The sequence below is a fragment of the Cupriavidus sp. PB-02 genome, from assembly GCF_058252315.1.
In genome coordinates, this window is sequence record NZ_CM177695.1 from 1,443,386 (window position 1) to 1,463,133 (window position 19,748).

Consider the following 19,748-nt stretch of genomic DNA (forward strand, 5'->3'; position numbering starts at 1 on the left):
ATACTGTATATTCATACAGTTTCTCCGCTGTCCTCCTTCGTAGTGTCCATAGCCTTGCCGCCCCCTCCCGCCACACCTTCTGCGCCGTCCTACGTCGTCGCCGTGCGCGCGCTGTGCGAATTCACCGCCAAGGCGGGCGACCTGGACCTGCGCTTCGTGCCGACGCCGTCGGCGCAGGAGGGCGTGGCCGGGCATGCGGTGGTGACTGGCCGGCGCGGCGAGGGCTACCAGGCGGAGGTCGCGTTGTCCGCCGATTTCGGCCCCCTGCACGTGCGCGGCCGCGCCGACGGCTACGATCCCGCCGCCAACCGGCTGGAAGAAATCAAGACCGTGCGCGGCGACGCCGCGGTGCCCGACAACCACCGCCACCTGCACTGGGCGCAGGCCAGGATCTACGGCTGCCTGCTGTGCCGCAAGCTGGCGCTGCCCGGGCTGGAGATCGCCGTGGTCTATTTCGACATCGTCGGCCAGCGCGAGCATCCGGTCGTGCAGCACTTCACCGCGGCGGAACTCGAAGACTTCTTCGAGCAGACCTGCGAGCGCTTCCTGCACTGGGCGCAGGCGGAGCTGGCGCATCGGCGGGCGCGCGACGCCGCACTGGCGCAGCTGACTTTCCCGCACCAGGGCTTCCGCCCCGGCCAGCGCGAGCTGGCGCAGGCGGTCTACAACGCCAATCGCACGGGCCGCAGCCTGCTGGCGCAGGCGCCCACCGGCATCGGCAAGTCGGTCGGCACGCTGTTCCCGGTGCTCAAGGCCATGCCGGGGCAGGGCATCGACAAGGCCTATTTCCTGTCGGCCCGTTCCACCGGCCGCGGCGTCGCGCTGCAGGCCGCCGACGCGCTGCGCGGGCACGGCGCGCAGCCGCTGCGCGTGCTGGAACTGGTGGCGCGCGACAAGGCCTGCGAGCATCCCGAGCTGGCCTGCCATGGCGAGTCCTGCCCGCTGGCCCGCGGCTTCTACGACCGCTTGCCGGCCGCGCGCGAAGCGGCCCGCGGCGTGCCGGTGCGCGACCGCGCCGCGGTGCGCCAACTGGCGCTCGAACACGACATCTGCCCTTACTACCTGGCCCAGGAACTGGTGCGCTGGAGCGACGTGGTGGTGGCCGACTACAACTACTACTTCGACCGCAGCGCCTTGCTGTACGCGCTGACTGCCGCCAACGGCTGGCGCGCCAGCGTGCTGGTGGACGAGGCGCACAACCTGGTCGAGCGCGGCCGCGCGATGTACACCGTGGAACTCGATCCGCAGTCCTTGCGCGAGGTGCGGCGCAGCGCGCCTGCAGCCGTGGCGAAGCCGCTGGCACGGCTGGCGCGCCAGTGGCGCGCGCTGGCCCGGCAGGCCGAGGCCGAGTATGAGGTGCTGCCCGAAGTGCCGGCTGCCTTTCGCCGCGCGCTGGACGAATTCTGCGGCGCCGCGCTCACGCATATGACCGAGCACCCCGGCGCGCACGACCCGGCGCTGCAGCGCTTCTATTTCGACGCGCTGCATTTCGGCCGCATGGCCGAGCAGCTCGATGCCAACTCGCTGTTCGATCTGCACCGGTCGCCGCACGGCGGACGTGGCAACCACACGCGGCTGTGCCTCCGCAACGTCATCCCCGCACCGTTCCTGCGGACGCGCTTTGCCGCTGCGCACTCGGTCACGCTGTTCTCCGCGACGCTCGATCCTGCCGGCTACTACCTCGATACGCTGGGTTTGCCGGCCGACTGCGCGCGCGTGGAAGTACCATCGCCGTTTCGCCCCGAGCAGTTGTCGGTGCGGATCGCCGGGCGCATTTCCACCCGCTATGCACAGCGCGAGCGGTCGCTGCCCGCCATCGTCGCGCTGATGGCAGGCCAGTTCCGTGAGCGGCGCGGCAACTACCTGGCCTTCTTCAGCAGCCACGAGTACCTGCAGCAGGCGGTCGCCCGCTTTGCCCAGGCGCACCCCGACATCCCGCACTGGGTGCAGTCGCGCGGCATGGACGAGGCGGCGCAGGCCGCATTCCTGTCTGCCTTTGTCGAAGGCGGCGAGGGCATCGGCTTCGCGGTGCTGGGCGGTGCCTTTGCCGAGGGCGTGGACCTGCCCGGCGAGCGCCTGATCGGCGCCTTCGTCGCCACGCTCGGGCTGCCGCAGTTCAATGCGGTCAACGAGCAGTTCCGTGCCCGCATGCAGGCCGTGTTCGGCCAGGGCTATGCCTATGCCTACCTGTATCCCGGCCTGCGCAAGGTGGTGCAGGCGGCGGGCAGGGTGATCCGCACCCAGCAGGACCGGGGCGTGGTGTACCTGATCGATGACCGCTTTGCCGGCGCCGAGGTGCGCCAGTTGCTGCCCGCATGGTGGGAAATCGGCCCGGCGGCGTAGAAATTACACTGTCGGTTCGACAAGATCGTCCGCTTTCCCTTGCCTGCCCGCACCCTGGCGCTGGAATGAATCTGGCAGGCAAGGCGGATATCGTGAGCACAACCAGGAACCAGACCCATGTCAATGACCCAACACTACGCGGCCAGCGAGCCGCCTCGCACCGAGGTGGACGCCCTGAAGGGCGGCACGGTGGTGGAGTTCGGCGCGCCCTGGTGCGGCTTCTGCCTGCGCGCGCAGCCGGCGCTGGCCGAGGCTTTTGCCGCGCATCCGCAGCTGCGCCATATCAAGATCGAAGACGGCAGCGGCCGGCCACTGGGGCGCTCGTTCCGCATCAAGCTGTGGCCGACGCTGGTGTTTCTGCGCGATGGCCAGGAAGTGGCGCGCCTGGTGCGGCCCACCGAGGCCGATCCGATCCGGGAGGCCATGCGCCGCATTGCCTGAGCGGCCTGCCTCAGCTTGTTTTGGCGCCTTATTGGGCATATTTTGGTTGGGTTTCGGGAGATCGAGGACCTGAACCCCGCTTAGGGAGGGGATAGCCGGCGCCATTTTCTGCCGATTGTGCAGAGAATCGCGCCCGCGCAATGCCCAGCCATACCCGCCGGCCGCGACCCAGCCCGCCATCCGGGAATCCCGAAGCGGCCCGCGCGCCCGGCGCGCAGGAAAAAGACGGACCAACCGCCAACTTCGATACATGAGCGCTCCCAGCCCCGACCAGCGGCCCACCGTCCTGGTCGTCGATGACGTTCCCGAGAACATAGCGGCCATGGTTGCGCTGCTGCAGGACCCATACCGCGTCAAGGTGGCCACCCGCGCCGCCACCGCGCTGCAACTGGCGCGCGAGGCACCCCCGGACCTGATCCTGCTGGACGTGTCGATGCCCGGCATGGACGGCTACGATGCCTGCCGCCAGCTCAAGGCCGACCCGCGCACCGCCAGCGTGCCGGTGATCTTCTTGACCGCCCGCGCCGAGGCCCACGACGAGGCCCTCGGCTTCGAGGTCGGCGCGGTCGACTACATCATGAAGCCGGTCAACGCGCCGGTGGCGCGCGCACGCATTGCCAGCCAGCTCACGCTCAAGCAGGCGCACGACTTCCTGCGCGACCGCTCGGCCTGGCTCGAGGCGGAGGTGCAGCGCCGCACGCGCGAGATCACGCTGATCGAGGACGCCACCATCATCGCGCTGGCGGCGCTGGCCGAAACCCGCGACAACGAAACCGGCAACCATATCCGCCGCACCCAGCACTACGTGAGCGCGCTGGCGCGCAAGCTGCAGCACGACCCGCACTTTGCCGCCCAGCTCGACGACAAGGCCATCGACCTGATGTTCAAGTCCGCGCCGCTGCACGACATCGGCAAGGTCGGCATCCCGGACCGCATCCTGCTCAAGCCCGGCAAGCTGACGGCCGAGGAGTTCGAGGTCATGAAGACCCACACCACGCTGGGCCGCGACGCCATTGCCGATGCCGAAACCCAGTGCGGCACCACCAGCTCCTTCCTGCGCTATGCGCGCGAGATCGCCCACCACCACCACGAGAAATGGGACGGCAGCGGCTATCCCGACGGCCTCGCCGGCGACGCCATCCCTTTGTCCGCACGCCTGATGGCGGTGGCCGACGTCTATGACGCGCTGATCTCGCGGCGCGTCTACAAGGCGGCCTTCACGCATGAGGATGCCGTGCGCATCATCGCAGAAGGCCGCGGGCGGCATTTCGACCCGCGCGTGGTCGACGCCTTCCTGGCAATCACCGGCGAGTTCCACGCCATCGCCCTGCAGTACGCCGATCCCGCCGCCTCTGCACCTGAGCTGGTCCTGGCACCCGCGCAAGGCTGACGGCATGCGCGGACGCTTCAGCACTGGCGGGCGGCTGTTCGGGCCGCTGCTGGCCTATGCCGCGCTGCTGGCGGTGGCCGTGTGGCTGGTGGCCTTTGCCGCCGCCTCGCTGGTGCGCGAGAACGAGCAGGCCAGCGTGGGCGCGCGCCTCGGCGCCACCGTCAGCACCACGGCGCGCCTGCTCGAGGTCTGGTCCGGCGAGCAGCGGCGGCGCACCGCGTCGATCGCCGCGCTGCAAGCCACGGTACGGCTGGCGCGGCCGCTGCTCGCCGCGCAGGGCGATGCCGATCCCGTGCAGGCCGCCCGGTTCCTGCGCTGGATCACGCCGCTGTACCGTTCGCATGGCTATATCGGCTTTGCCCTGGTCACGGCCGACGACCGGATCGTGGTGTCCGAACGGCCCGAGCGCAACGGCCAGTTGCTGATGCCGGAGTCCGCCCGCACGGCCCAGCGCGCGCGCCACGAAGGCGCCGCGGTGTCGGCCCCGTACCCCGGACCGCCGCCGGCCGCTGCCGACCACGCCGGCCGGGCGGAGGTGCCCACCTTCCAGGCGGTATGCGCGCGAATCTGGGATGACGAGCGCGTCATCGGCACGCTGTGCCTGCGCATCGATCCACACGCGGTGATGCTGCAGCTCGTCACCGCGGCGCGCTATGGCCGCAGCGGCGACCTGTACATGATCGATGCCGATGGCCGGCTGGTGTCGCCTGCGCGCTTCGATGAAGAACTGGCCGCGCAGGGGCTGCTGGCGCCCGGCACGCCGTCGATGTTCAACACCTTGGCGCGCGTGCCGGTGGCAGACGGCAACGGCACCTGGCGCCTGCCGCCCGGCGCGCCGCTGACGCGGTTGGCGCAGCAGGTGCTGGGCCACCAGACCCTGCAGCTGGCGTTCGGCTACCGCGACTACCGCGGCAAGCGCGTCGCCGGCGCGGGGCTGTGGGTGCCCGCGCTGGCGAGTGCGCTGGTGCTGGAGCAGGACATGGACGAGGCCTTCCACTCGTACCTGTCCACGCGCAACGTGGTGATCGGCATGGCGTTGTCGATCCTGCTGCTGATCGGGCTGGCGGCGTGGGCGCTGCGCCGCGGCCAGCAGCGGCTGGCGCAGAGCGAGGAGCGCCTGCGCGCGATGCTCGACCATGCGCCGGCGATCATGCACCTGAAGGACCGCAACCATGCCTTCCTGGCGCTGAACCCCACCACGCAGGCGCTACTGGGCCTGACCGAGCGCGAGGCGCTGGGCCGCACCGACCGCGAGCTCGCGGTGATGCCGGACGGCACCCAGGAACGCTGGGATATCGAAGAGCGCGTGATGGCCACCGGCCGGGCCGAGGAACAGGTCTACACGATGTATTCCAGCCAGGGCCCGCGCGAGCTGCAGGTGATGCGCTTCCCGGTGCGCAACCCGGCCACCGAAGAAGTGGTCGGCGTAGGCGCGGTCGGCATCGACATCACCAGCCAGGTGCGCGCGCACCGTGCGCTGATGGAACTGTCGCAGACGCTCGAGCACAAGGTATCGGCACGCACGCGCGAACTGGCGGTGGCCAACGCCGAGCTGGCCGAAGCCACGCACGCGGCCGAATCGGCGGCGCAGGCCAAGGCCAGCTTCCTGGCCAATATGAGCCATGAGATCCGCACGCCGATGAACGCGGTGATCGGCATGGCCCACCTGGCGCTGGGCACGCGGCTCGACCCCAAGCAGCGCGACTATATCGAGAAGATCGAGCGCTCGGGCCAGCACCTGCTGGGCATCCTGAACGATATCCTGGACCTGTCCAAGATCGAGGCCGGCAAGCTCGAGGTGGAAGAGATCGACTTCTCGCTCGAGCGGGTGTTGCGCACCGTGGGCGACTTGGTCTCCGAGCGCGCCGCTGCCAAGCAGCTGGAGCTGATCGTGGAAGTGGCGCCGGACGTGCCCGACGCGCTGCGCGGCGATCCGCTGCGGATCCGGCAGGTGCTGATCAACTTCACCACCAACGCGGTCAAGTTCACCGAGCGCGGCGAGATCGTGGTGCGCGTGGCGCGCTGCACGGGCGCGGATGCGATGCCGCGCGTGCGGCTGCATTTCGAGGTGCGCGACACCGGCATCGGCATCGAGCCCGACGCGATCGAGAGGCTGTTCCAGAGCTTCGAACAGGCCGACAGCTCGACCACGCGCCGCTACGGCGGCAGCGGCCTGGGCCTGGCGATCAGCCAGCGGCTGGTGCAGCTGATGGGTGGCACACTCGGTGTGGACAGCACGCCGGGCCAGGGCAGCAGGTTCTGGTTCGAGCTGTCGCTGCTGCCCGGCAGCCAGCGCGCGCCGGCGCTGCTGGTGCGGCCCGAGCTGGCGGGCCGCCGGCTGCTGGTGGTGGACGACCACGGCTATGCGCGCCAGGTCATTGCCGCGATGCTGCGCGGCTTCGGCTTCCGCGTGGAAGAAGCGGCCTCGGGCGAGGCCGCGCTGTCCGCCATCGCCGAGGCCGATGCGCACGGCGATCCCTATCACGCCGCCTTTATCGACTGGCGCATGCCGGGGCTGGACGGCATCGAGACCGCGCGCCGGCTGGCGGGCCTGCCGCTGCGCGGCCCGCGCCCGCGCCCGCTGATGGTGACCGCCAACGGCAGCGAGGCGGTGATGCGCGAGGGCGAGCGCAGCGGCTTCGACGCCTCGCTGCTCAAGCCGGTGAGCCCGTCGGTGCTGTTCGATGCGACGCTGCGCGTGCTGGCGGCCGATCCGGATGCGCCGCGGCCTGACAAGCCGGTGCGCGCCGCGCCCGGACCCGGCTGGTCGCTGCCGCAGCGGCGCGTGCTGCTGGTGGAAGACAACGAGATCAACCGCGAGGTCGCGGTACACCTGCTGCAGCAGGCCGGCATCACGCCCGATACGGCGGAGAACGGCCTGCAAGCGCTGGAGCGCCTGGCGGTGCAGTCCTACGACCTGGTGCTGATGGACATGCAGATGCCGGTCATGGACGGGTTCGAGGCCACGCGCTGCATCCGCGCCGATGCGCGGCTGGCCGGCCTGGCGGTGGTCGCGATGACCGCCAACGCCTTGCCCGAGGACCGCGAGCGCTGCCTGGCCGCCGGCATGGACGACCACATCGCCAAGCCGATCAACCCGGCGGTGTTTTTTGCCACGGTGCACTCCTGGCTGACCGGCGGGCGCAAGCTGCCGGCGACGTCAGGCACGGTTATCGCCGTGGAAGCCATGTCAGCGTGGCTGCGCGCGCTGGCTGCCGAACGGCAGCTCGATGTGCCGGCGGCATTGGCGCGTGCCGGCGGTCAGGCCGAGACCTATCGCGGCCTGCTGGCGCGGTTCGAAGCCCACTATGGCGATGCCGGCGCCCGCACTGGCGCGCTGCTGGCGCAGGGGCGCAGTGCGGAGGCGGGGCAGCTGGCCCATGCGCTGGCCGGGGTCGCTGGCAATCTCGGCGCGATGGAAGTGTCCCGCGCCGCGGCGGCACTGGAAAGCGCGCTGCGCGAGGCCAGCGACGGTGCGCAGGCGGCGTTGCAGCAGGCGCTGGAGGTGGCGTTGTCGGACCTGCTGGCGTCGCTGCGGCGGCATTTGCCGCCGGTGCCGGCAGCGTTGACCGTAGCGACAGGCGCTGGTCCGGATGCCCATGTGCTGGAGGTACTGCGCCGGCAGCTGCGTGAAGGCGCCAGCGAAGCCGGCCAGACGCTCGCCATGCATTGCGCCGCGCTGGCGGTGGCGATGCCGGCTGGCACGCTGCGCCAGCTGGGCGATGCGATCGAAGGGTATGACTATGAGGCTGCGCTGGTGGTACTGACAGACGTGCTGCCCGCCGCCAGCGCAGCGGCGGACTGAAGCCCGGCGCGCCGCCTTACTTGGCGAACACCTGGCTCATGTCGCCAAAGGCCTTGAACTCGAGCGCGTTGCCCGACGGGTCCAGGAAGAACATGGTGGCCTGTTCGCCGACCTGGCCCTTGAAGCGCACGTGCGGCTCGATCACGAACTTCGTGCCGGCCGCGCGCAGCCGCTCGGCCAGCGCCTCCCACTCGGCCATTGGCAGGATCGCGCCGAAATGCCGCACCGGCACGTCGTCGCCATCGACCGCGCTGGTGGCGCGATGGCCGCATTCCTCCGGCGACAGGTGCGCCACCACCTGGTGGCCGTAGAAGTTGAAATCCACCCAGGCCTCGGAGCTGCGCCCTTCGGGGCAGCCGAGCAGGTCGCCGTAGAAGCGCCGGGCCTCGGCCAGGTCGCGCACGGGAAATGCCAGGTGGAACAGGGGGATGGAAGGGGTTGCGTTCATGCGGGGGCCTTTGTCGGGGAGCATTCTGAAGGGTGGGCCGAAGCCTGTGGGTTGATTGTAGCCAGCAGGACTCGTAATATGAAGCGAATCATTTTTGACCTGAGTATCAGAGTTTTCAATAGATGATCCGCTACTTCCAGACCTTCCTGGTGGCCGCCGAAACCGGCTCGTTCTCCGCCGCCGCGGCGCGGCTGGCGCTGACGCAGTCGGCCGTCAGCACGCAGATCCGGCGCCTGGAAGAGGAACTGGACTGCACCCTGTTCGACCGCACCGGCAAGTCCGTGGCGCTGAGCGAGGCCGGGCGGCGGCTGGTGCCGGAAGCGCGCCGCTTTGTCGAGCTTTATGCGTCGATGAAAGACCGCGCCGGCGCGCATGCCGACGCCGCGCCGCTGGAGTTGGGCGCGGTCTCGACGGTCCAGGCCACCCTGCTGGCCGATGCGATGCGGCGCTTTCGCGTGCGCTTTCCGGACTCGCTCGTCAACGTGGTGCCGGGCATGTCCACCCAGCTGCTGACCCAGGTGGATGCGCGCGAACTCGACATCGCCGTGCTGATCCGGCCACGGCTGGGCCTTCCGTCGGACCTGAAGTGGGTGCCGCTGGTGCGCGAGGGCTTTGTCGGCATCGGCCCGGCCGGCGCGCCGCCGGACCTGCGCGCGATGCTGGAGACGCTGCCGTTTATCCGCTACAACCGCCATTCCACCGGCGGCCAGCTGGTGGAGCGCTACCTGAAGCGCCAGCGGCTATGGGTCAGGGAAGGGATGGAGCTGGACGAGCCGGCGGTCATCCTGCAGATGGTGGAAGCCGGGCTGGGCTGCGCCATCATCCCGTCCGGGCTGGTGCCGCTGCGGCAGGCAGCCGGCGTGGTGCAGGCGCCGCTGCCGGGCGGGCCGCTTTATCGCGACGTGGGGGTGCTGGTGCGCGAGTCGGCGCTGCGCCGCGAACCGGTCGCGGCGCTGATCGATGCCTTCGTGGCTGCCAGCGCCCGCTGGCAGCCTGGCGTGGCGTAGGCTCCGCGCAGGCGGTCAGCAGCCGCCGGGCAAGACCATCGTCACCAGCACCGAGGCATCGGTGAGGGCCGTCACGTCGTAGCGCACGCACGGCCCCAGGTAGAGCAGGTCGCCCTGGCGCAGGTGGCGCTCGGCGCCGTCCACGCGCAGCCGCACTTCGCCTTCCAGGCAGTGCACGGTCATCGGGCCATCCACCGAATGCGGCGGCACATGCTTGCCCGCCTTCAGCACCAGGCGCATCACTTCCAGCGGGCCTTCCTTGAACAAGGCCTGGGTGGCGGTCTGGTCCAGCCGAGTGCCCAATGGCAGCACGCTGGCGATCTGTCCGGAAGAAAGGTGGGGCAGGGACATGCGCGGCTCCTCGCTTGTAGTGGGGTAGCTTGGTTGTGGCTTGTCAGGCGCAGCTGGCGCTTGCCGGCCGCACGCCTTCTCAATCTAGCACCGGAGCGCGCGCGTCGACAGCGTTCAGCATGCCGTAGCCGGCGTAGGGGAGTCGGCCGGTTGTGCGCAATGGGCGGCATGACGCGCGCGAGCCGCGGCGCGGGCGCGCTCGATGACGGCCCAGTCGGGGCCGGCGGCGGCCGGCAGGGATGCGGTGATGGCGCCCAGGCCAAGCAGGGCGAGCAGGACGGTTTTCATGGGAGGTCGGGAGGCGGGGGGAAGGAGACTGGCCGGAACCGGGCAATTCCGGTCAGCGCTGCTGCCACGGCTGGCGCCGTGGCAGCGACAGATGCGTCAGGCGGCTGCCTGCGTGCGCGCGGCGGCGTGGGCCGGCGACGCGGATACGCCGCTGCGGTCCATGCCGGCCAGTTCCATGCCGGCGGCTGCGCGGTTGGCGCCGTCGGTGAACGGGTCGCGCTTGTCGTTGACGCGGGCGCCGTCGGTGAAGGGATCGCGCTTGCCGTTGACGTGCGCGCCTTCGGTGAACGGATCGCGCTTGCCGTTGTGCATGCTGTAGCCATCACGGTCGGCGGCGACGCCGCGGTCGTTCAGGCCTTGTGCCGCGGCGGCGTTGCAGGCAAGGGCGCCGGCACCGAGTGCTGCGATGGAGATGGCCGTGGCAAGGAGGGCTTTGAGATCGTTTTTATGCATGTCTGCTGTGTTGGGTTGAAGGACGGCATGGCCTGGCAGGGCCATTGCGGGAGCGGCGGATCTGCTTGCCACATGCCGTCCGGTTCGCCTTGTGGGCGGTGCCGCGGCGTGGGAAGCGTGCGGCACGGGACGAAGTGTAGTCACGCTGATCCATTCCTGTGATGATTTAAACGGCGTGAAATCATTCGATTTTTTCATCTTGAGCCGATGTGGCTGGCGTGGCCATGCGGCCGGCCTGCCAGCCGCCGCCCAGCGCCAGGAACAGGTCGACCTGGCGCGACACCACGTGACCCTCCGAGGCCGCCAGCGCGGCCTCGGCATCGGCCAGTGTCCGTTCCGCGTCGAGGAGCGCCAGATAGGGAATGCGCCCCGCCTGCTGCAGCCGGCGCTGCTGCCTCGCGGCCTCGCCGGCATGCTCGTACGCGGCGTGCAGGGCCTCGTGCCGTTCCAGTTCGCGCGTGTAGGCGGACAACGCCGTCTCGGTTTCCTGCAGCGCGCGCAGCACCGCGCCGTCGAAGCGCGCCAGCGCCGCCTCCGCAGCGGCCTCATGGCCGTGGATACGGTGGCGCACGCCGTTGGTCGGCAATGACCAGCTCAGCAACGGCCCCACGCTCCAGCGTGCGGTGGGACCGCTGCCGAGGTGACTGAGTACGCCGGTCAGGCCGGCACTGGCGCCGATGCGGATCGACGGGTAAAGGTCAGCGGTGGCCACGCCGATGCGCGCGGTCGCGGCGGCCAGCTCGCGCTCGGCCTGGCGGACATCGGGCCGGCGCCTGAGCAGTGTGGCGCCATCGCCCACGGGCAGCGGCGTGCGCAGCGTGGGTTCCCCATGGCATTCGACCTCGTCTGGCGGCAGCCCCGCGGGCGGCTTGCCGAGCAGCAGTGCCAGCCGGTAGCGCGCCGCAGTGCGGGATGCCTCCAGTGCGGGCAGGGCGGCGCGCAGCGCTTCGGTGCGGGCGCGCTCGCGTGCGACGTCGGCGGGCTCGCCGCGCCCGCCTGCCACCAGCCGGCGCGTTGCGCCCAGCGTGCGCTGCTGTACCTCGAGCTGCCGCGTGGCGGCCGCCAGTTCATGCGTGGCCGCGCAGCCCTGCACGTAGGCGCGCACGGTCTGCGCGGCCACGCTGACGCGCACCTGGTCAAGCGCGGCTTCGCTGGCCTGCGCGCCGGCCAGCGCGGCCTCGTCGGCCCGGGCCAGCTTGCCGAAGAAATCGATCAGATAGGACACGCCCAGGCCGAAGTCGCCGAGATTGAACACCGGCGGTTTCTCGGTCTGCAGGAAGCTCTCGGCCGACAATTGCGCGCGCGACACGCTCGCGCTGGCGCCGCCCTGCGGCAGGTTTTCAGACTCGACTTCGTGCAGCAGCGCCACCGCGCGGCGCAGGTTGGCGGCGGCGGCACGGATATCCGTGTTGGCGGCCAGCGCCTGTTGCACCAGGCGGTCGAGCCGTTGGTCGTCATAGAGCCGCCACCAGTCGTCGGGCACGGGCGCGATGGCAACGCCGTGCGCAGCGCCGCCTTGCAGCGGACCGTTGGCGGCGGGCGCCCGTACCGCAGCGTCGCCAGGCACGCGGTAGTCCGGGCCCACGGTCGTGCAGGCGCACAGGGTTGCGGCCACACAGGCCAGCCATCGACGGCGCCGCATCACGAACGCGGCCCCACGCGGCGCGGGGCGTCATTGCCGCGCTGCTCCAGCACCGCCACGGTGGCCGTGCGGCCCGACACCAGCCGCACATCGGCGGGCACGTCTTCCAGCACGATGCGCACCGGCACGCGCTGCGCCAGCCGCACCCAGTTGAAGGTCGGGTTGACGTTGGGCAGCAGGTTGGCGCCGGCGCTGCGGTCGCGGTCCTCGATGCCGGCGGCAATGCTCTGCACATGGCCGCGCAGGTGCCGCGGCTCGCCCATGATATGCACGTCGACGGGGCTGCCGATGCGGATGCGGTGCAGCTTGGTCTCCTCGAAATAGCCCTCCACATGGAACGAGGCGGCGTCGACCACCGACAGCACCGGGCGGCCGGTGGAGACATAGTCGCCCAGCCGCGGCAGCCGGTCGTTGAGGTAGCCCTCCACCGGGCTGCGCACGCTGGTCCGTTCGAGGTTCAGCTGCGCCAGCCGCACCGCGGCCTCGGCCTGCGCCAGCGCGACCTGGCCTTGCTCCACGCGAGCGCGGCCCTGTTCGGCGACCTCGCCGGCAACCAGGCCATCCAGCGTGCGATTGCGTGCGGCCTCGCGCCGCGCCTGCGCCAGCGCGGCGCGCTGCGTGGCGGCGGTGGCCTGCCCCTGCTGCAGCGCCAGCGCGTAGCGGTCGCGGTCGATCTCGAACAGCACCTCGCCGCGGCGCACGTACTGGTTGTCGCGCACCCGCACGCTGATGACCAGGCCCGAGACATCGGGCGCGACCTGGACAATGTCGGCGCGCACATGGCCGTCGCGGGTCCACGGCGCGGCCGTGTAGTAGTCCCACAGGTGGCGCAGCACCAGCAGCGCGGCGAGCGCGGCCAGCAGCGTGGGCAGCAAGGGAAGGAAGTTGCGGAGTCGGAAATTCATGATGGCAGTGCCGGCACCGCGACAAAGACCGCGGCCACAGCACCCAGGACGATCACATAGAGGGAAAGGTTGAACAGCGAGCGGTGCCAGATATGCCGGTAGCAGCCCAGCGCCGCCAGCACCATGCGGATCGCGGTGGTGACGGCGAAGGCGAGCACCATCAGTACCAGCACACCGGGCACGAAGACGCCGTAGAGATCGATTTCACTGAGCATGGGTGCAGCAGAGGCGTTGGAAGTCAGCGGGCCGGCGCACCGGGCTGCAGCGTGACCTGCAGTACCACCAGTGCGCCGAGCGTGCCGCCATGCCTGCGCCCCGGCAGCGCGGCCACGCCGGCGATGGCTTCGGCCACCGATGCCGCCAGCCCGGCCGGCACTGGGACCGCATGGCCCGTGCGCAGCCGCGCGCGGAAATGCCGCGCCACGGCAGCCAGCACCCGCCGCACCGGCTTGCGCGTCGCGGGCTGCAATGCCGGCAGCGCCTTTTGCAGCGCCAGCGCGCAGTAGCCGACTTGCAGGGCATGGAACCCCTCGGACGACAACGGATCGCCAGCGGCGCCCAGCCGGGGCACCAACTGCCCGAGCCGGTCGAGCATGCGCGCACCAAGCCGCGTATCGCCATCGGTACGCAGCGTGGCGGCCTGCGCCAGGTCTTGCCAGCTGGCGCGCACCAGCCGCTGTGCCGCCGCGCGCGCGCCGAACGGACGCACCGCCATCGACCACAGCGGCGCGAACAGCATCGCCGCGGCGCTGGCCAGGCAGGTATTGAAGGTGCCGAGGAAATCCGCGTCGAACACCGATTGCACATTGGCGAACGAAGCCGTGTTGACCGACAGCAGCATTGCGATCAACTGGAAGCCCGGCCGCGCGATCAGCAGTCCGGTGCCCAGGTAGGGCAGCGCCAGCATCGCCACCAGCGCCTCGAAGGTGCGTGCATGCGGCACCACCAGGAACAGGTAGCCGGACGACACCAGCAGGCAGACCCCACTCCAGCGCAGGAAGGCCCCGGCCATGCGGCCCGGCTCGTCGATGGCCGCGAAAAAGCAGCACGCGATCGACGCCACCGCCACCGCGCCCGCACCATCCTCCCAGCCGGAGAAGATCCACAGCAGCCCCGCGCAGAACACCGCCAGCCCGCTGGAGACGGCACCGAACAGCAGCATGCCGTGGTCATGGTGCAGCGCCGCCGCGTCCGGGGCGGCATCCTCACGCACTTGCGGCGGGCGCGCGCTGCGGTCGCCTATGCCTTGCTGCAGCGCGCGGCATTCCGCGTACACGGTGCACAGGCGTTGCAGCTGGTCGGCGGCGGTTGCCGCCAGCCCTGCATGCCAGTCGATCGGGTGCCCGTCATGGTCAGCAGGCCAGCCGCCCGCGATCGACGGCGCGGGCCCGGCCGCCCCATCGCCGAGCCACGCCGCCGTCGCAGACAGCGCCGCGTCAAGTTCGGCGGGCATGCCTTGCGGATGACTGCGCAGCGCCTGCAGCACGGTCTCCAGCGACGACAGCAGCGGCATCAGCATGGTCATGCGCTGGCGCAGCGCGCGGGCGTGGCGCAGCGGGTGGCTGCCTCCGGTGTCGTAGGTCAGCTGGCTGGCGAGCTGGTCGAGTGCGAGGATATCGGCGGCCAGCCGGTGCCGGCCGTCATCCGCGCGCGGGCTGCCGGTCAGGATGTCGGTGGCCCATGCCGCCGCATCGGCCAGCCACGTGGCCGCGCGTGCGCGCAGCGCCGGCGCCACCTTGGCCGGAAAGACCACCGAGCCCACCAGCCCGGCGCAGACGATGCCGATCACGATCTCCTCGATCCGCGCCACGGCGATATCGAAGATCTGCGCCGGCTGGCTGACCGCCGGCAGCGCGATGATCGGCAGTGTGTAGGCGGCCAGCAGGAACACATAGCTGCGCGGCGTGCGCTGCAGCAGCGACAGGTAGACCAGCGCGGTGATCCACAGCGCAATCGCGGCCATCAGCACGATCGGCATATTGACCAGCTGCGGCACGGTCGCCACCGCGGCGGCCGCGCCCAGCACCGTGCCGGCCACGCGATATGCCGCCTTGGAGCGCGTGGCGCCGGTGAGCGGGTGCGAGACGAAGTAGACCGTCGCCATCGCCCAGTACGGCCGCGGCAGGCCGAGCGCCAGCGCGAGATAGAGCGCCAGCATCGCGGCGGCGAATGCCTTCAGCGAGAACTGCCACTGTCGTGCATTCGGCCAGCTAGCCATGGGGCGGGGGTATAGGTGACGAGGGTTGGGGGCGCGCATCGCCACCTGCCGCTCCGGGCTTCATAGGGGGCGCGGTCGGGCAGGGGCAATGCGTGGAAGCGAAGTGTAGCCAAACCTTCCGCATTCCATTCATGATTTAATATTGGCCTCTCCATTCCATTTGTTCATGGATGCGAGCGCCTGTGCAACCGGGCTTCCGCATACCATCGCCACGATGCCCATCGATATCCGCGCCCTGCGCTATTTCGTCGAGACCGCGCGCCTGCGCAGCTTCACCCAGGCCGCCACCTCGCTCTTCGTGACCCAGTCGACCATCAGCAAGATGGTGAAACAGCTGGAGGACGAGGTCGGCCAGCCGCTGCTGATCCGCGAAGGCAAGAGCGTGCGCCTGACCGACGTCGGCCGCGTGGTCTACGAGCGCGGGCAGGAGGCGCTGGGCGTGGTCCACCGGCTGACGCTGGAAGTGGCCGACTTGTCCTCGCTCGGCCGCGGGCAGCTGACGGTGGGGATCCCGCCGATGGTCAACCTGTTTTTCTCGCCCGCGGTCAGCGCGTTCCGACAACGCTATCCCAACCTGTTGCTGACGCTGGACGAGCACGGCGGGCAGGTGGTGGAGCAGCTGGTGGCCAGTGGCGAACTGGAAGTCGGCGCCACCGTGCTGCCCGGCGACAGCGGCCTGGCGCTGGAGACGCGCCAGTTCGGGCGCTACCCGATCTGGGCCGTGGGCCCGCGCAAGGCCAGCTGGGCGCGCGGTCGCACGGTCTCGCTGGGCGCGCTGCGCGACGAGCCGCTGGTCATGCTGACCGACGATTTCTCGCTGACGCGCAAGCTGCGGCAGGCCTTCCTGGAGGCGCGCATCGAACCGCGCGTGGTGGCGCGCAGCGGTCACTGGGATTTCCTCGCCTCGATGGCGGCGGCGGGGCTGGGCACTACCTTCCTGCCGCAACCGCTGGCCGAGCGACTGCAGGGCCAGGACACGCTGGCGATGGCACGCCTGACCGAGCCGGCGGTGGACTGGACGATGGCGCATATCTGGTCGCCAGGACGTTACCTGTCGCACGCGGCGCGGGCCTGGCTGGCGGTTTGCGAGGAGATGCTGGGCGAGGGCTAGGCTCCGGGCTGTGCACGTTCCCGAGGCAAGTGCAGCGATGCGGTACCTGCCGGCCGCGCGCGCCGCTCACTTGCGCACGCAGTGGTCCGGCGGAATATCCAGCAACACCAGCGACTGCCTTCCCGCCACATAGTGATAGTGCAAGGTCACGCCGAGCTTGCCGAGCACCGGCACATCCGGGTTGCGGCAGATGCCGCGCTCCAGGATCGGCTTGGCCGAGGCCATGAACTCGCGCGTGTCCTCGCGCGAGGCATCCACGCCCCACACCTTCAGCTGGAACTCAACGATCTTGCCCGGCCTGGTCACGCAGCCGTCGAAGCGGGTGGAGTCGTCCAGGTCGACCGGGCCGGCCCGCTTCAGCTCCTGGCAAGCCATGCGTAACTGCCGCTCGGCATCGCCGGCGGTCAGGCGCGTGACGCCGGTCATGCCGGTGGGCTTGCCGCGCACCGTGCCCAGCAGCAGGGTGGCCAGCCCTGACAGCTGCGAGGGTTCGGCAGGCGTTGCCGCCAGGGCGGCCGGAACCGCCAGCGTGGCGGCAAGACAGGTCAGGCACAGACGCGCGGCGGCATCGGGGAACGAAAGTCGGGTAGGGGCGGCAGGATCTGGGGGCATGGCGATACGGAAACACGTGCCTGGGGGTCGCGCTGCTACTGTAGCCTCGGCCCCTTGCCGCCGTTGTCAGGCGCTGTCCTACAGCGCAACGGGGGCTTGCAAAGCGGCCAGAGCCTGCCGCGGCACCCAGTGTGGCGCAATTGGCCACTGCGTGTTGCCTTGCGGATACGCGGCTTGGTGCGTCAACGTACCGAAGCGGATGCGGCGCATATGGCGCAATGGGTCCATCCCCTGAAGGGGTGATCTCCGGAGGCGCATGCATGAAAAACATCATTCGCGGCATCCTGGCCCAGGTGGCCAGGCTGGACGTGCCGGTCGAATCGCTGGCCGACGACGCCGACCTGTACGAGGCGGGCCTGACCTCGGTGGCGAGCGTCCACCTGATGCTCGCCCTGGAAAATGCCTTTAGCTTCGAGATTCCCGACACCATGCTCAACCGCGAGCTGTTCCGCAGCATCGACTCGCTGGCGGCCGCCGCCGCACAACTGAGCACCTCGCCGCGGGAGGCAGCATGAGGCCGGTACTGGCCAGCGTGGAGGGCAGCCCGGCCGAGGCCGGGGCCGCCGATCCCGCCGCGCTGCTGGCCGCGGCACGTACGGTGGCGGAGCTTGCGGCCCGCCATGCCGACCAGGTCGACCGCGACGCGGTCTTCCCCGAACAGGCCATGGCCGCGCTGCGCGAGCAGCGGCTGCTTGGCGCGCTGGTGCCGCCCGAGTACGGCGGCTGCGGTGCCTCGCCGGAAACCATCGCCGCCATCTGCCGGATACTGGGCGGCGGCTGCGCGGCCACCGGCATGATCTACGCGATGCACCAGATCCAGGTGGCGTGCGTGGTCGACCACGGCATCGGCAGCGCCTGGCATGAAGACCTGCTGCGCCGCCTGGCCGGCGAGCAGCTGCTGCTGGCTTCCGCCACCTCTGAAGAAAGCATCGGCGGCGCGCTGCGCACCAGCGGCTGCGCGGTCAATGCCGACAACGGCGCACTGCACCTGCTCAAGATGGCGCCCACGATCTCCTACGGCGCGCATGCCGACGGCATCCTGGTCACCGCGCGCCGCCATCCCGATGCGGCGCCGTCGGACCAGGTGCTGGTCTGCGTGCTCAAGCCCGACTACACGCTGGAGTGTCTGTCCGGCTGGGACACGATGGGCATGCGCGGCACCTGCAGCAACGGCTTCCGGCTGGAGGCGCGCGGCAGCGTCGAACAGGTGCTGCCGGTGCCATTCGGGGAGATTGCCGAAGCCACCATGACGCCGTTCTCGCATATCGTCTGGGCCGCGCTGTGGACCGGCGTGGCCGCCGACGCGGTGCAGCGCGCCAAGACCCTGTTCCGCGGCCAGGCGCGCGCGCGTCCGGGCGTGCTGCCTCCGTCCGCCACACGCGTGGCCGAGGCGGTCGCCACCATCCAGCTGATGGAGAGCCGCGTCGAGCTGGCGCTGATCCACTATCGCCGGCACCGCCAGGGCGGCGGCATGTCGGCGGCGTTCGCGCTGGCGGCGGAAATGAACAGCGTCAAGACCAGCGTGTCGACACTGGCCATCGAGGCCGTGCAGACCGCGCTGCTGGTATGCGGCATGGCCGGCTACAAGCAGGGCACGCCCTACAGCCTCGGCCGCCACCTGCGCGACCTGTGGTCCGCGCCGCTGATGATCAACAACGACCGCATCCTGACCAATACCGCCAACCTGTTGCTGGCGGAACGTTCCTCCTGAGGAGAAAGCATGGAAGCCAGCCTCGACAATGTCAGCGGGCTGCCGGACCCAGACCCGGCAGAACCCTCCGTGGCCGGCACCGGCTACGCGACGCCGACTTTCCTGCAGTCGCTGATCGACGCAGGTATCCTGATCCCCACCGGCGTGGACGGCATCTATGGTCGCAGCGGCCTGTACGAAGCCATTGCCGAGGGCATGAACGCCCTGGTCACCCAGGCCGGCGCCGACCAGCAGGCCGAGGTGATGCGCTTTCCGCCCACCACGCCGCGCAAGGATTTCGAGGACAGCGAATACCTGAAGAGCTTCCCGCAGCTGGCCGGCACCGTACACAGTTTCTGCGGCAACGAGCGCGACCACTTCCGCCTGCTGGCGCGGCTGGAGGACGGCGAGGACTGGACCGACCAGCAGCGGGCCACGCGCGTGGTGCTGACCCCGGCCGCGTGCTACCCGATCTACCCGGTGATCGCGCGGCAGGGGCCGCTGCCGCCCGAAGGCCGCGTGGTCGATGTGTTCTCGTACTGCTTCCGGCACGAGCCCTCGCTGGAGCCGACCCGCATGCAGATGTTCCGCATGCGCGAATACGTGCGGCTTGGCAGCGCGGAGCAGATCCTGGCCTTCCGCCAGATGTGGATCGAGCGCGGCAAGGCACTGGCTGACCAGCTGGAACTGCCGCACACGCTGGACGTGGCCAACGATCCCTTCTTCGGCCGCGGCGGCAAGCTGGTGGCCGACAACCAGCGCGAACTCAAGCTCAAGTTCGAGCTGCTGATCCCGGTGAACGACGGCGCGCCGCCCACCGCGTGCATGAGCTTCAACTACCACGTCGATCATTTCTCCACCGTGTGGACGTTGCGCACTGCGGATGGCGAGAAGGCCCACACCGGCTGTGCGGCATTCGGCATCGACCGGCTGACGTTGGCGTTGCTGCGGCAGCATGGCCTCGAGTTGCAGCGGTGGCCGAAGAGCGTCAGGGCAGCGTTGGGCAATATCTGACGCCGTTGACGGTGCGTGCGGCAGGCCGGT

18 protein-coding genes are annotated in these 19,748 nt (G+C 70.2%); 9 read left to right on the forward strand and 9 right to left on the reverse strand.

Annotated elements, in window-relative coordinates; all coding sequences use genetic code 11:
- Window positions 1-54: 54 nt before the first annotated feature.
- The 4 genes from AC10V3_RS27390 to AC10V3_RS27405 all read left to right on the forward strand — a co-directional run bounded on the left by AC10V3_RS27390 (window position 55) and on the right by AC10V3_RS27405 (window position 7,979).
- A complete protein-coding gene (locus tag AC10V3_RS27390) occupies window positions 55-2,343 on the forward strand; it encodes an ATP-dependent DNA helicase (RefSeq protein ID WP_490924302.1) in 2,289 nt (762 codons plus the stop codon).
- A 117-nt stretch (window positions 2,344-2,460) separates the two neighbouring features.
- Window positions 2,461-2,784: a thioredoxin family protein gene (locus AC10V3_RS27395; RefSeq protein WP_022538499.1), complete on the forward strand. Its 324-nt coding sequence runs from the start codon at window positions 2,461-2,463 to the stop codon at window positions 2,782-2,784.
- Between the two features lie 250 nt (window positions 2,785-3,034).
- Window positions 3,035-4,174, forward strand: a complete 1,140-nt coding sequence (locus AC10V3_RS27400; RefSeq protein WP_022538500.1) for a response regulator — start codon at window positions 3,035-3,037, stop codon at window positions 4,172-4,174.
- Window positions 4,175-4,178: 4 nt separating this feature from the next.
- Complete coding sequence (locus tag AC10V3_RS27405; protein WP_490924303.1) at window positions 4,179-7,979, forward strand: response regulator; 3,801 nt, start codon at window positions 4,179-4,181, stop codon at window positions 7,977-7,979.
- A gap of 16 nt (window positions 7,980-7,995) precedes the next feature.
- On the opposite strand, the gene AC10V3_RS27410 is transcribed toward AC10V3_RS27405, so the two are convergent.
- Window positions 7,996-8,427 (reverse strand): VOC family protein, encoded by a 432-nt coding sequence (locus AC10V3_RS27410; protein WP_022538502.1) that lies wholly within the window; start codon window positions 8,425-8,427, stop codon window positions 7,996-7,998.
- 122 nt (window positions 8,428-8,549) lie between these two features.
- Between AC10V3_RS27410 and AC10V3_RS27415 the strand changes: the two genes are divergently transcribed.
- Complete coding sequence (locus tag AC10V3_RS27415; RefSeq protein ID WP_022538503.1) at window positions 8,550-9,434, forward strand: LysR family transcriptional regulator; 885 nt, start codon at window positions 8,550-8,552, stop codon at window positions 9,432-9,434.
- Window positions 9,435-9,449: 15 nt separating this feature from the next.
- Here AC10V3_RS27415 and AC10V3_RS27420 read toward each other — a convergent pair whose 3' ends face one another.
- The 7 genes from AC10V3_RS27420 to AC10V3_RS27450 all read right to left on the reverse strand — a co-directional run bounded on the left by AC10V3_RS27420 (window position 9,450) and on the right by AC10V3_RS27450 (window position 15,291).
- Window positions 9,450-9,785, reverse strand: coding sequence for a cupin domain-containing protein (locus AC10V3_RS27420; protein WP_022538504.1), 336 nt, complete (start codon window positions 9,783-9,785; stop codon window positions 9,450-9,452).
- A gap of 114 nt (window positions 9,786-9,899) precedes the next feature.
- Window positions 9,900-10,073: a hypothetical protein gene (locus AC10V3_RS27425; protein WP_349605959.1), complete on the reverse strand. Its 174-nt coding sequence runs from the start codon at window positions 10,071-10,073 to the stop codon at window positions 9,900-9,902.
- A gap of 96 nt (window positions 10,074-10,169) precedes the next feature.
- Window positions 10,170-10,526: a hypothetical protein gene (locus AC10V3_RS27430; RefSeq protein ID WP_041681769.1), complete on the reverse strand. Its 357-nt coding sequence runs from the start codon at window positions 10,524-10,526 to the stop codon at window positions 10,170-10,172.
- Between the two features lie 181 nt (window positions 10,527-10,707).
- Window positions 10,708-12,168, reverse strand: coding sequence for an efflux transporter outer membrane subunit (locus tag AC10V3_RS27435; RefSeq protein ID WP_490924304.1), 1,461 nt, complete (start codon window positions 12,166-12,168; stop codon window positions 10,708-10,710).
- On the reverse strand, window positions 12,168-13,073 hold the full coding sequence (locus AC10V3_RS27440; protein ID WP_490924305.1) for an efflux RND transporter periplasmic adaptor subunit: 906 nt from the start codon (window positions 13,071-13,073) through the stop codon (window positions 12,168-12,170). Before AC10V3_RS27440 ends, AC10V3_RS27435 begins: the two co-directional genes overlap by 1 nt.
- Entirely contained in the window at window positions 13,070-13,288 is a 219-nt protein-coding gene (locus tag AC10V3_RS27445) for a DUF1656 domain-containing protein (RefSeq protein ID WP_022538508.1), read from the reverse strand. The genes AC10V3_RS27440 and AC10V3_RS27445 overlap by 4 nt, the downstream gene beginning before the upstream one ends.
- 23 nt (window positions 13,289-13,311) lie before the next feature.
- Window positions 13,312-15,291, reverse strand: a complete 1,980-nt coding sequence (locus AC10V3_RS27450) for an FUSC family protein (protein WP_490924306.1) — start codon at window positions 15,289-15,291, stop codon at window positions 13,312-13,314.
- 214 nt (window positions 15,292-15,505) lie between these two features.
- On the opposite strand from AC10V3_RS27450, the gene AC10V3_RS27455 reads away from it, so the two are divergent.
- The gene (locus tag AC10V3_RS27455; RefSeq protein WP_022538510.1) at window positions 15,506-16,402 is read left to right on the forward strand and encodes a LysR family transcriptional regulator; all 897 of its coding nucleotides are present in this window, start codon (window positions 15,506-15,508) and stop codon (window positions 16,400-16,402) included.
- A 66-nt stretch (window positions 16,403-16,468) separates the two neighbouring features.
- Here the strand turns inward: AC10V3_RS27455 and AC10V3_RS27460 are convergent, their stop codons facing one another.
- Window positions 16,469-17,014, reverse strand: coding sequence for a hypothetical protein (locus AC10V3_RS27460; protein WP_490924307.1), 546 nt, complete (start codon window positions 17,012-17,014; stop codon window positions 16,469-16,471).
- A 260-nt stretch (window positions 17,015-17,274) separates the two neighbouring features.
- Between AC10V3_RS27460 and AC10V3_RS27465 the strand changes: the two genes are divergently transcribed.
- From AC10V3_RS27465 to AC10V3_RS27475, 3 genes are read left to right on the forward strand one after another with little or no spacing between them, the layout of a single operon-like run.
- On the forward strand, window positions 17,275-17,529 hold the full coding sequence (locus tag AC10V3_RS27465) for an acyl carrier protein (protein ID WP_022538513.1): 255 nt from the start codon (window positions 17,275-17,277) through the stop codon (window positions 17,527-17,529).
- Window positions 17,526-18,725, forward strand: a complete 1,200-nt coding sequence (locus AC10V3_RS27470; protein ID WP_022538514.1) for an acyl-CoA dehydrogenase family protein — start codon at window positions 17,526-17,528, stop codon at window positions 18,723-18,725. Before AC10V3_RS27465 ends, AC10V3_RS27470 begins: the two co-directional genes overlap by 4 nt.
- A 9-nt stretch (window positions 18,726-18,734) precedes the next feature.
- Window positions 18,735-19,718 (forward strand): amino acid--[acyl-carrier-protein] ligase, encoded by a 984-nt coding sequence (locus tag AC10V3_RS27475; RefSeq protein WP_022538515.1) that lies wholly within the window; start codon window positions 18,735-18,737, stop codon window positions 19,716-19,718.
- Window positions 19,719-19,748 lie beyond the last annotated feature (30 nt).

Coding starts and splice junctions, on each gene's coding strand:
- AC10V3_RS27425 (WP_349605959.1), bottom strand. CDS start 10,073: ATGAAAACCGTCCTGCTCGCCCTGCTTGGCCTGGGCGCCATCACCGCA.
- AC10V3_RS27460 (WP_490924307.1), bottom strand. CDS start 17,014: ATGCCCCCAGATCCTGCCGCCCCTACCCGACTTTCGTTCCCCGATGCC.
- AC10V3_RS27405 (WP_490924303.1), top strand. CDS start 4,179: ATGCGCGGACGCTTCAGCACTGGCGGGCGGCTGTTCGGGCCGCTGCTG.
- AC10V3_RS27440 (WP_490924305.1), bottom strand. CDS start 13,073: ATGAATTTCCGACTCCGCAACTTCCTTCCCTTGCTGCCCACGCTGCTG.
- AC10V3_RS27445 (WP_022538508.1), bottom strand. CDS start 13,288: ATGCTCAGTGAAATCGATCTCTACGGCGTCTTCGTGCCCGGTGTGCTG.
- AC10V3_RS27465 (WP_022538513.1), top strand. CDS start 17,275: ATGAAAAACATCATTCGCGGCATCCTGGCCCAGGTGGCCAGGCTGGAC.
- AC10V3_RS27420 (WP_022538504.1), bottom strand. CDS start 9,785: ATGTCCCTGCCCCACCTTTCTTCCGGACAGATCGCCAGCGTGCTGCCA.
- AC10V3_RS27455 (WP_022538510.1), top strand. CDS start 15,506: ATGCCCATCGATATCCGCGCCCTGCGCTATTTCGTCGAGACCGCGCGC.
- AC10V3_RS27395 (WP_022538499.1), top strand. CDS start 2,461: ATGTCAATGACCCAACACTACGCGGCCAGCGAGCCGCCTCGCACCGAG.
- AC10V3_RS27435 (WP_490924304.1), bottom strand. CDS start 12,168: ATGCGGCGCCGTCGATGGCTGGCCTGTGTGGCCGCAACCCTGTGCGCC.
- AC10V3_RS27415 (WP_022538503.1), top strand. CDS start 8,550: ATGATCCGCTACTTCCAGACCTTCCTGGTGGCCGCCGAAACCGGCTCG.
- AC10V3_RS27410 (WP_022538502.1), bottom strand. CDS start 8,427: ATGAACGCAACCCCTTCCATCCCCCTGTTCCACCTGGCATTTCCCGTG.
- AC10V3_RS27450 (WP_490924306.1), bottom strand. CDS start 15,291: ATGGCTAGCTGGCCGAATGCACGACAGTGGCAGTTCTCGCTGAAGGCA.
- AC10V3_RS27470 (WP_022538514.1), top strand. CDS start 17,526: ATGAGGCCGGTACTGGCCAGCGTGGAGGGCAGCCCGGCCGAGGCCGGG.
- AC10V3_RS27400 (WP_022538500.1), top strand. CDS start 3,035: ATGAGCGCTCCCAGCCCCGACCAGCGGCCCACCGTCCTGGTCGTCGAT.
- AC10V3_RS27475 (WP_022538515.1), top strand. CDS start 18,735: ATGGAAGCCAGCCTCGACAATGTCAGCGGGCTGCCGGACCCAGACCCG.
- AC10V3_RS27430 (WP_041681769.1), bottom strand. CDS start 10,526: ATGCATAAAAACGATCTCAAAGCCCTCCTTGCCACGGCCATCTCCATC.